This is a genomic window from Fischerella muscicola PCC 7414 (assembly GCF_000317205.1).
GTDB classification, from domain to species: domain Bacteria; phylum Cyanobacteriota; class Cyanobacteriia; order Cyanobacteriales; family Nostocaceae; genus Fischerella; species Fischerella muscicola.
In genome coordinates, this window is record NZ_AJLK01000071.1 from 1 (window position 1) to 9483 (window position 9483).

Consider the following 9483-nt stretch of genomic DNA (forward strand, 5'->3'; position numbering starts at 1 on the left):
CAAGTAATGTCCCGTCAACACCAACAACACAGGAAGAATGGCGCTTCTGTGGTAAGTGTCAAGTAATGTTTTACAACGGTTATGACAATACAGGAACTTGTGCTGCGGGTGGTTCCCATGAAGGAGCAGGATATAACTTCGTCCTCCCACACTACCCATGAAGAAGAGCAGATTATGTTTACAAATTTTTCCAGCAAGAGTTCTTTGTCAAAACAGCAAATTCCAAGAGATATTATGCTCAGACGTATTTTACTTTTTGTTTTAATACTAACTCTATCTGCTACTACGATTGGTTCTACCCTCATCAGCCATCAGGATAAAGCTCAAGCTCAACATCTAGGAATACTTTCTGAGTGGGGCTTAGTCAATGTTATTAGTGTAGGTTGGGGCAGTATGGCAGTATACCATAGCGCTCCGCTCGTCAATCCTGATGACTGCTCAGTCACTAATGGTGGTTATACGACAAACCCAAATGATCCCGATCACAGCTTATTTCACACAATTCTCTTGAACGCATTTATGAATAAGAAGGAAGTTCAATTACTCATTCGGGACTGTGTTAATGACAAGCCACAGATTATTGGAGTTAATATTCGCTGATTAGCAAGATAGCAAGAGTAGCTTGGGTTGACGCTGCGCTTACCCAACATAAGATATTGGAAACCTAAAATAGACTCGGTATTGGGTTGTGCGATCGCTGCGGGAGTGCATAATTTATGAGTTCGACACATCCTCCAGAAAATACAATTGCTAGTTTACAGACAATCTTGGATGCCATAACAACAGCAAATTACGAACTTTTCCTGACAGTTGGAGATTCTGACTATAAAACAGGGATTAGCAAAGAAATGTTTAACTCGGTTAGCTCCCAACTATCACCACGTATGGTAGAGGGTTATAACATTACTTACTTCGGTAATCTCAAACAACACGAATATCAAATCTATCTGTGGAAACTCAGTTTCGCTGATGGTGGAGATGAATTTGTCGCCCGGATGGTAATGAGTGAAGACAAAGTAAGTGGAATTTTGATTACATAGGATAGAGACTGTCTACCCTGTTATTGAATAAACGATCGCAATAGATGCAGATATGTGATCGCCTATTCAATACCTGAACAGTTTCTGCTAAATAACTTATATCATGTCTGTTTAAAGACTTATCATATCTGTGAAGGTCGGTAATTGGTAATTGGTAATTGGTAATGGGTAATGGGAAAAATCTCTTGCCCAATGCCCAACTGCATCAGAATAATATCGTAAGTAATTAGCCGGACTTGATATTACGCCTAAATTGATTTTAAAAAATCAAAATCTTATCTAAATAAGTGTCAGGAGTCAAAAGATGACATTATTTTCTAAGCTTTTTCAAGCTGCTGCTGTTGCTGCAATGTTGACTGCAACTCTAGCTACAGACACCGCACATGCTCAACAAAGTTATCCGATGACCTGTCGTGGTGGGGGTACACTGAGCATCAGAAATGATGGTGGAAATGGGGTGCGAATCAGATTCCAACCTGGAGATGGTGCTGCAACTCAAGGTTTGTCTCCTGGTCAGTGTACCTGGTCGGATCGAGCATTAAGACCAGGCGAACCAACTGTAATCTGTGACAACAGTGCAAGTGCAGCTAAATATGTGAGTTTATTAGTTCAGTCAAATCAATACGCAATCGTGCAGGTTTTTAATGACGGTCAGGGTTGTATGCAAGTGACCCGTGTTGGCCCTTAACTTTTTGTCACACCAATTGTTCGCTTTGCTCTGATTGGCAGATAAGTTCTGGTAGTTTTTCCAAAAGCAACAAGTGCTATATGACCGAACCAGAAAAAGAATCTGAAAAACAGCAAGGTCTTAGTAAAGAGGCGTGGACTGCAATTAGTGCGATCGCAGTAGCGTTAATTGGCGGTATCATTACTATATTCACTACGATATACAACAACAACAAACCTTCGCCTAGTCCATCACCTTCTACTTCTTCTTCAGAACCTTCTACACTATCAAGTTCACCATCTGAAACTACTCCTTCACAATCTTCTACAATATCAAGTTCACCATCTGAAACTACTCCTGTCCCGACTGTTCCTCTATCTGCTTCTGCGTCGGCTCAAAAGTTGGCACAGGCTTTAGATACTGTCAACATAGATTTTAGTGAGCCTAAATTACGTGACTTCTTAGGTAACTCCTTCTCTAACTATCCGCAGTTTGCTGAAGGCTGTCTCAAGCTTCTTAATAATCAGCGCCTAAAGAAAAAAGTGTATTTTGACGTAATTTTTTGGAACTATACAAAAGAATTAGGAGGTAAAGTAAACTCTGATTCGCCTGATGGTGATCTTAATACGAATATACTGAAAGCTGCTATGCTCAGGGCTTACAACACACGTAACGGCAGTAATGCCCTGTCTTTTGGAGACATTGTGGAACCAAAAATCTCCCCATGAAAGTTTTGGGTCACAGTTTGGAATAAAGTTTCCACGCTCCAACGCCCTTGATAAAGTTCTGCCACCAGAATCCCATCTGCGTCTATTGTTGACTGATGTCCACTGTTGGGTGGATAACTATATCAAGCAAGCAATTCCAGGAAAGCCGCAGCTTTGAGAATATGAATATCCTGATACTTGTTGAATGTCAGTAGGTGCTTATCACCTGTTATGATATGTGTTGCTTTTCCCACAACTGCACATTCAATCACCATATCGTCATCAGGATCATCCACAACAACTTTCAGGCTATTGGGAATTTCTACCAAGCGAGAAAAAACAAGAATTTGCTCAATATCAATGGCTGCATCCACCGGAGACCGATTTTGCTTTGTTTGTAACTTTTCGCGTAATTCTAATAAAATCTCTCGACAAGTTACAGATTCTATCTGCCCATTTCTTGCAAGTTCTAAACAACGATAGCGACTACCTCGCCAACCTAAACCTGAAAAGAGTGTATTGGTATCGAAAACAACTACATAAGAAATCATTGCTTTTCGTGCAAGATATTGTCTATGAATTCTTCTCGCTCTTGTTCAGTCATAATATCCCAGTTTAGTCCGTATGTTGTACTCAAAGAGCGCATCTGTAACTCTCCTTGATCAAGTCTATTTTGCCACCAAGTATCTTGCTCTGCTTTGATAGCTTGCAATATCATACGCTGCTCTGGAATTGCTAGTTGCTTCACCAGTGTTATAACTTGCTCAGTATTGAGATGAAGGGTTGCCATCTTTGTAGTACCTCTGTTGATCTTTGTAGATATTTTAACTCAGTTAATTTTATGCTGTAACGATGAAAATTGCGATGTCTTACTAGCCCTAATTCTATAAGTGTTCCCGAAAATATTGTTGATATAACTGACAGCGTGGGACTAATTTATCGCCAACTCTCTTAACTAATCCCATACTATATAACTGATATGCTTGTATTGTTTCTATATCAACTGGTTCCGTTGCCTTTACTACTTGCATAAATGCCTCGGCTAGGCTGGAATTGACATGAAAAATATGCAAAAATCGCCGTAAATGTTCTTCGTAAATTCCGGCATTTGTGGGAGCAGTTTGTAATAAGTTTTCCAGCGTTATATCCCCAATCGCGAGGTGATAAAGTGCTAGTCTAATTAAATATGGATGTCCTCCAAACATAGACATTAATTGCTGTATTTGGATTGGATTGTAATCAAGTTGATGACGCTGGGCTAAGTCTTCTATTTGTTCTGGAGCAAACTCCGTCAATTCAACTACTAACCCAACATTAAATGGTGATTGATTTATATCCAACGATCCATAGTTTTCAGTGGAATGTACTACAGCTAATCGTAATTTTTCCCAAATTTCTACCGTTTTCGCTTCTTCATGCCAACTACGTAACATGGCAAAAAAACCTTGAGAAATGTCAGCATATTGAAAAACTCTATCTACTTCATCTAATGCTAAAACTAAATTATTGTTGATTTGATATAGAATATTATCTTCAAAATATGTAGTGCAATTAATAATGCTACCCCTATACTCATCCCAAGATTCATTGAATGAAGTAGATAGTTTTAATTTGTGACTAACATAAGCACAGAAGCAGCGCAAAAATTTATCCAAATTACTAAAAACTTTTGTGTCTGCTTGCAACAAGTTTAAACGTACTGTATGATAACCTCTCTGATTTGAATGAGCGATAATTCTATCAAGCAGAGATGTTTTACCCATTTGTTTTGGAGCTTTAATCCGAATTAAAGAACCAGCGTGGAGAATTGTTTCATAACAACGTTCTTCTATTGGCGTTCGCTGGATGTAAAATGCAGAATTCAGTGGCACTAAACCTTCTGGATATTCTAATACAAATTCATTTTTAATGGTACTGTAACTATCATGATGCACTTCTGTTGACAGAGTATTGATATTCCTAAAGTTATAACGCTTGATCGCTGCACGAAAATTAGTTTTATTAACCTCTTCCCCTAATGCTTCTGAAAGTAACTTCCACAGTTTGAAACCTACATCCTGCCGGAGATATTGGGCTGAATAAGCTTCCTTGCTGGCAATTTCATCATAACTTAGTCCTTGCCATGATCCTTGAAGGATAATTATTTCCACATCTTTTAAGTGTCTGTTATTTTTGTTAAAGACAACTGCATCTAAAATCTGTAACCCTTCTTCCCAGTTCATTCTTCATCCTGAATAGATATATAGGATTATTATTTGAGTTTTAATAAACGACCTATTTTTGAAAACTGACAAAATCAAAAGTACTGTGTTTAATAAACCACTCAAACATCCATTTCAAAGTAAATCTGCGATCGCGATTTCTTATCTATGCTGGTTTACCATTGTTTTCTCTTGCTTTCTCTGACACTTGTACACACAACCGTATTTTCTTATGTAGAGGAATAAACAAGTTCAACAATATAGAGTCTGATTAACCACAGTCTGTTCCTACAATATCATCTAGAAACTTCCAGGGTATCAGCCAAGATATGTGTAAAACTGGGATATTTTGTAAAGTTTAATTTAGCTAGATACGAATGATCAAACCAAAACAAGCAGAGGAATCAAAACACCATCTTTTGTTTGTCCAATCCCCAAAAAGCGTTCATCTTCTGCGTAAACTCGCAATATTTGTGAAGAATTATTTTCAAAAGTGATCTTCTGACCTTGACACCATTTTTGATCTGCTGGTGCGCTTAAACTGACACAAGGTAAATGCTGCAAAGCTACATCGGGGGGAAGGGGTTGAAAAGTTCTGGCTTGCAATTGTGCTTCTAAATCTGTAAAAGTCAGACTATCTGCTAATTGAAACCCACTGCTAGCAGTACGTTGCAAAGCCGCGAGAGTACCGCCAGTTCCTAATACTGTACCTAAATCACGAGCGATCGCTCTAATATACGTTCCCGCACCACAGGCGATCGCAACATCCACCTCCGGAAATTCCCCCTCTCGCCAGTCTAAAATCTTTATCTTGAATACTTCCACTGTTCGCGCTGGCGCTTCCACCATTTCACCCTTACGCGCTAAATCGTATAAACGCTTTCCGTCTACTTGTATGGCGCTGTAACTCGGTGGAATTTGTTCTATTTTGCCTTGAAATTTTTGCAATGCAGTTTTTACAGATTCTAAAGTTAAATTTGTAACTGAATTTTCTGTAATTATTTCTCCTTGCAAATCATCAGTAGTGGTACGTACACCAAGTCTAATTGTGGCTTTATAAGCTTTTTCACCAGGGAGATACTGTAACAAACGAGTAGCTTTACCAAGTGCAATAGGTAACACACCAGTTGCTGCCGGGTCGAGAGTACCAGCATGTCCGACTCGCTTGAGACGCAAAAGTTTTCGCGTCTTCGCCACACAGTCGTGAGAAGTCCAACCAAATGGTTTATTGAGATTGAGGAAACCAAACACGATGAATTATGAATTATGAATGATGGATTATGAAATTTTTTGGTTGATAAATATAGCTTGAAATCGGATCGGGGAACTCACCGGCCCCTGGTGGGGATTAGGGGCAACGGGGATTGGGACAAGGTAAAGGAGAAAGGGGAAAGTGAAAAATACCAACCACTAACTACTAACTACCAACTACTAACCATTAACAAATCTAGCCCATTGTTGCAAAATATAAGCGTAAAAGGCCTCTTTATCTACCTTATCCATCGCGTAAATTTTCCGACCTCCAGATACTATTTTTGTACGTCCCTGGCTAAGACCAGAAGTGACAATTTCGGTTTCCCACTGCCGTAGTTGATATAATTCTGGACGAGCTAAATAAGCTGTTGCTAGTACATCCCAAAAATAATAATCTTGGGGAATCACCAGTGCATAACATTGTCCTGCTAAATCTGAGATGGGATAGTGGCGTTGTTGTCCCATTTTTCGTACGATCTCAGATGTCACAGGTACGTTATTAGTCAAATCTAAAGGACACATAATAATTTCAATCTGGGTTTGCCATACTCGTGCAGCAGAAACTGCATCCCAATATACATTCCATTCTGCCGAACCATCTTGTCCTGGTTCCCAATTTTTTTCCACATTACCAGGGACATTTAGCGCGCCTCCCATCCAGACAACTTTTTGAATTTTTGTTTCAATATCTGGTGCTTTGTCTAAGGCTGTTGCGAGTGTTGTTAATGGGCCAGTTACCATTAGCGTCACAGGTTCTGGTGCTTCTCGCAACAGTTTCACCATAAAATCCTGACCAGGTTCTGCCACTAGAGGTGTAATAATGCGATCGCTTTGATTCAGAATCGGCAGATGATCTACTACAAAAGAGTCACGACGATAGAGATAGGGGAAAGGATTGATACCCCGTACAGTGCTTTCTGCGACAGGAATATGAGAACCCCCCATCAAATCTAGGATTTTACGTGTAGCGCTAACAGCAGGCTGTACATAACAATCAGCAGGAGTGACAACGACACCAAGAAGTTGGATATGATCCATAGTCATCAATAACATAGTTGCTAAGTAGTCATCTACACCACCATCGTGATCCATTAATACAAGTTGTTTAGCCATAACAGGAGAATAAATAAATGGATGAGTTCATGAAAGCCGCCATTGACGAAGCAAAACAAGGAAGACAAGAAGGTGGAATTCCCATTGGTTCTGTGCTTGTCAAAGATGGCAAAATTGTAGGCAGAGGACATAACAAGCGCGTCCAAGACAACGATCCTGTCACCCACGCCGAAATTGATTGCCTGCGTAACGCAGGTAGAATTGGCAGCTACAAAGGTACAACACTCTATTCAACCTTAATGCCGTGCTATTTGTGTGCTGGTGCGGTAGTGCAATTTGGCATAAAAAAAGTTATAGCCGCAGAATCTAGAACTTTCCCTGGTGCAAAAGAGTTTATGGTATCTCGCGGCGTCGAAGTCGTTGATTTAGACTTAGAAGAATGCGAAAAAATGATGAGTGAATTTATTCAACAAAATCCCGAACTGTGGAACGAAGATATTGGTAAATGAAAGATCAATGATGAAATAATTAATGCTTGAGCGCAATTAAAAATCCCCATTGTCCCTAATCGCCACAGGGGAGCGGTGAGTTCCCCAATCAGCAATTAGCAAATCTATCTGCGTGCATCTGTGTGCATCTGTGTGCATCGGTGGTCGATTTTCAAATATGATTTTTCCCAGGTTAATAATTGATTGTAAGTAAAAATCCCCAATCCAAAATCTGTATGACTTCACCACCCCAGTTGCTTACCGATCCATTTCTGCAACTTCCAACTCCAAATTCAATACGAGTAGTATGGTTCACCGAGTTTGCTGGTAATAAACATTTGGTTTCCTATGGTGAAAATTTAGCCACAATAGTTTTAGCCACAACTACCAAACTTAGCCATACTCGTGAAGATCAACAATCAAGAGTAGGGAGTCAAACCCAAGATGGACAAGTTTATCAGCAGCCTGTTCACCGTCATATTTGGAGGCATGAAGCTGAGATAACTGGTTTAATTCCCAATACAAGAATTCCTTATCAAATTACAAGTGTACGGGAAGATAACCAAAGTGTCAGTAGTAGAGTGTTTAGTCTTGCACCTACGCCAACACCCAACACACCACTAAAAATTCTCCTTACCTCCGATCACCAAATCAAGCCGATGGTAGCGGCAAATTTACAAAAAGTTGTAGAAACAGTTGGACGAGTCGATGCAGTTTGGTTTGCTGGTGATTTAGCCAATATTCCCGATCGCGCTAGTGAATGGTTTGATGATCATCGGGGTGGTGCATTTTTCCCCTGTTTACAAGGTCGTGCTAAATATGAAATAGAACATAACGGTATAAAAACAAGCTACACTGGCGGACAAATTATTCAACATGCACCCATGTTTACTTGCATTGGTAATCATGAAATCATGGGGCGGTATGCTAGAAAAGGCAGTTTGAACGAAGAGTTTAACGATACTATTCCCCGTACAGTAGCTCTCAAATTATATGGGGAGAAATCCCTCAAAGAGAATTCTTTTAATACTGATACCTACGAAGAGATATTTACTTTACCGCAGAATCCAGAAGGCGGAAAAACCTACTATGCTACTAGCTTTGGTGATGTGCGTTTGGTAGTACTTTATGCTACGAATATGTGGCGCTACACTACTAATGAAGGTAAATTTAAGGGAAAATACGGTGAATCAGAAACAGAATTAAACAATCCCCAAGAGTGGGGTTACGGTCAGCATATATACGAACCAATTGCCAAAGGAAGCCCACAATACAACTGGTTGGTGCAAGAACTTAACAGCCCTGAGTTTAAACAAGCCAAGTATAAAGTCGTAATGCTACATCATCCGCCTCATACTTTAGGTGATAATATCATCCCTGCCTATACTGACCCAGTACAGATAATTGAACGGGATGAAACTGGCAATATTCAGGCAGTGCGTTACGAATACCCCAAACAGGCAGACTATATTATTCGTGATCTGCTGCCATTATTAGAAGCAGCCGAAGTGCAGTTGGTATTTTTTGGTCATTCTCATTTATGGAACCGCTTTTGCAGTCCATCGGGGATGCACTTTTTAGAGACTTCCAACGTAGGCAATTCTTATGGCGCTGCCTACGGCAAAACAAAACGTAAGAATTTACCACCTTGGGAAAGTCAGGATTATGTGGCAAGCGGTGATCCGAATGGGTTAGAACCACTCACACCTACAATTGCACCTGTTTTAGATGAAGATGGTAAACCTATGCCTTACATTGCCAGTAACGACATTACAGTGTTCAGTATCTTCGATACAGGTACGGGTACAGTCAGCAGCTATCGTTTTGATATGCGCCAGACAGATGCAGAGGTAATTAAGTTTGATGAATTTAAGTTGAAGCTTTGCCGCAATATTACACGCGACTCAAGTGCAGACTGATAAGTGGTTAGGCAAAATTAAATTCATTCATGGAGGCAGGCAATAGGCACTCTTGCAACAGGCACTCTTAGAAAGAATAATGTGTATTAATTGTGTCTAAGTACTTACCTAAAACCCACTTTCACAATAGACCTCTTGCAAAAGCCTAAGTAGG

At 40.0% G+C, this 9483-nt stretch carries 11 protein-coding genes; 6 read left to right on the plus strand and 5 right to left on the minus strand.

Annotation, left to right across the window (positions count from 1 at the left end; genetic code table 11):
• Window positions 1-234: 234 nt before the first annotated feature.
• From UYI_RS0110180 to UYI_RS0110195, 4 genes are all read left to right on the plus strand, one after another.
• Window positions 235-600: a hypothetical protein gene (locus tag UYI_RS0110180; RefSeq protein WP_026085867.1), complete on the plus strand. Its 366-nt coding sequence runs from the start codon at window positions 235-237 to the stop codon at window positions 598-600.
• Between the two features lie 116 nt (window positions 601-716).
• Entirely contained in the window at window positions 717-1040 is a 324-nt protein-coding gene (locus UYI_RS0110185; protein WP_016866558.1) for a hypothetical protein, read from the plus strand.
• Between the two features lie 304 nt (window positions 1041-1344).
• Window positions 1345-1728 carry a hypothetical protein gene (locus UYI_RS0110190; RefSeq protein WP_016866559.1) on the plus strand — a complete coding sequence of 128 codons (384 nt, stop codon included), beginning with the start codon at window positions 1345-1347 and terminating at the stop codon, window positions 1726-1728.
• 80 nt (window positions 1729-1808) lie between these two features.
• Window positions 1809-2435: a hypothetical protein gene (locus UYI_RS0110195; protein WP_016866560.1), complete on the plus strand. Its 627-nt coding sequence runs from the start codon at window positions 1809-1811 to the stop codon at window positions 2433-2435.
• Window positions 2436-2557: 122 nt separating this feature from the next.
• Here the strand turns inward: UYI_RS0110195 and UYI_RS0110200 are convergent, their stop codons facing one another.
• From UYI_RS0110200 to UYI_RS0110220, 5 genes are all read right to left on the minus strand, one after another.
• Window positions 2558-2965, minus strand: a complete 408-nt coding sequence (locus UYI_RS0110200; protein ID WP_016866561.1) for a putative toxin-antitoxin system toxin component, PIN family — start codon at window positions 2963-2965, stop codon at window positions 2558-2560.
• The gene (locus UYI_RS0110205; protein ID WP_016866562.1) at window positions 2962-3204 is read right to left on the minus strand and encodes a hypothetical protein; all 243 of its coding nucleotides are present in this window, start codon (window positions 3202-3204) and stop codon (window positions 2962-2964) included. Before UYI_RS0110205 ends, UYI_RS0110200 begins: the two co-directional genes overlap by 4 nt.
• Before the next feature lie 94 nt (window positions 3205-3298).
• A complete protein-coding gene (locus UYI_RS0110210; RefSeq protein ID WP_016866563.1) occupies window positions 3299-4636 on the minus strand; it encodes an AAA-like domain-containing protein in 1338 nt (445 codons plus the stop codon).
• A 360-nt stretch (window positions 4637-4996) separates the two neighbouring features.
• On the minus strand, window positions 4997-5866 hold the full coding sequence (gene truB, locus UYI_RS0110215; protein ID WP_016866564.1) for a tRNA pseudouridine(55) synthase TruB: 870 nt from the start codon (window positions 5864-5866) through the stop codon (window positions 4997-4999).
• A 180-nt stretch (window positions 5867-6046) separates the two neighbouring features.
• Window positions 6047-6982: a nucleoside hydrolase gene (locus UYI_RS0110220; protein ID WP_026085869.1), complete on the minus strand. Its 936-nt coding sequence runs from the start codon at window positions 6980-6982 to the stop codon at window positions 6047-6049.
• A 17-nt stretch (window positions 6983-6999) separates the two neighbouring features.
• Between UYI_RS0110220 and UYI_RS0110225 the strand changes: the two genes are divergently transcribed.
• On the plus strand, window positions 7000-7431 hold the full coding sequence (locus tag UYI_RS0110225) for a nucleoside deaminase (RefSeq protein ID WP_016866566.1): 432 nt from the start codon (window positions 7000-7002) through the stop codon (window positions 7429-7431).
• Between the two features lie 215 nt (window positions 7432-7646).
• Window positions 7647-9329 (plus strand): purple acid phosphatase family protein, encoded by a 1683-nt coding sequence (locus UYI_RS32390; protein ID WP_016866567.1) that lies wholly within the window; start codon window positions 7647-7649, stop codon window positions 9327-9329.
• Window positions 9330-9483 lie beyond the last annotated feature (154 nt).

Coding starts and splice junctions, on each gene's coding strand:
- UYI_RS0110220 (WP_026085869.1), bottom strand. CDS start 6,982: ATGGCTAAACAACTTGTATTAATGGATCACGATGGTGGTGTAGATGAC.
- UYI_RS0110185 (WP_016866558.1), top strand. CDS start 717: ATGAGTTCGACACATCCTCCAGAAAATACAATTGCTAGTTTACAGACA.
- UYI_RS0110200 (WP_016866561.1), bottom strand. CDS start 2,965: ATGATTTCTTATGTAGTTGTTTTCGATACCAATACACTCTTTTCAGGT.
- UYI_RS0110195 (WP_016866560.1), top strand. CDS start 1,809: ATGACCGAACCAGAAAAAGAATCTGAAAAACAGCAAGGTCTTAGTAAA.
- UYI_RS0110205 (WP_016866562.1), bottom strand. CDS start 3,204: ATGGCAACCCTTCATCTCAATACTGAGCAAGTTATAACACTGGTGAAG.
- UYI_RS32390 (WP_016866567.1), top strand. CDS start 7,647: ATGACTTCACCACCCCAGTTGCTTACCGATCCATTTCTGCAACTTCCA.
- UYI_RS0110225 (WP_016866566.1), top strand. CDS start 7,000: ATGGATGAGTTCATGAAAGCCGCCATTGACGAAGCAAAACAAGGAAGA.
- UYI_RS0110190 (WP_016866559.1), top strand. CDS start 1,345: ATGACATTATTTTCTAAGCTTTTTCAAGCTGCTGCTGTTGCTGCAATG.
- UYI_RS0110210 (WP_016866563.1), bottom strand. CDS start 4,636: ATGAACTGGGAAGAAGGGTTACAGATTTTAGATGCAGTTGTCTTTAAC.
- UYI_RS0110180 (WP_026085867.1), top strand. CDS start 235: ATGCTCAGACGTATTTTACTTTTTGTTTTAATACTAACTCTATCTGCT.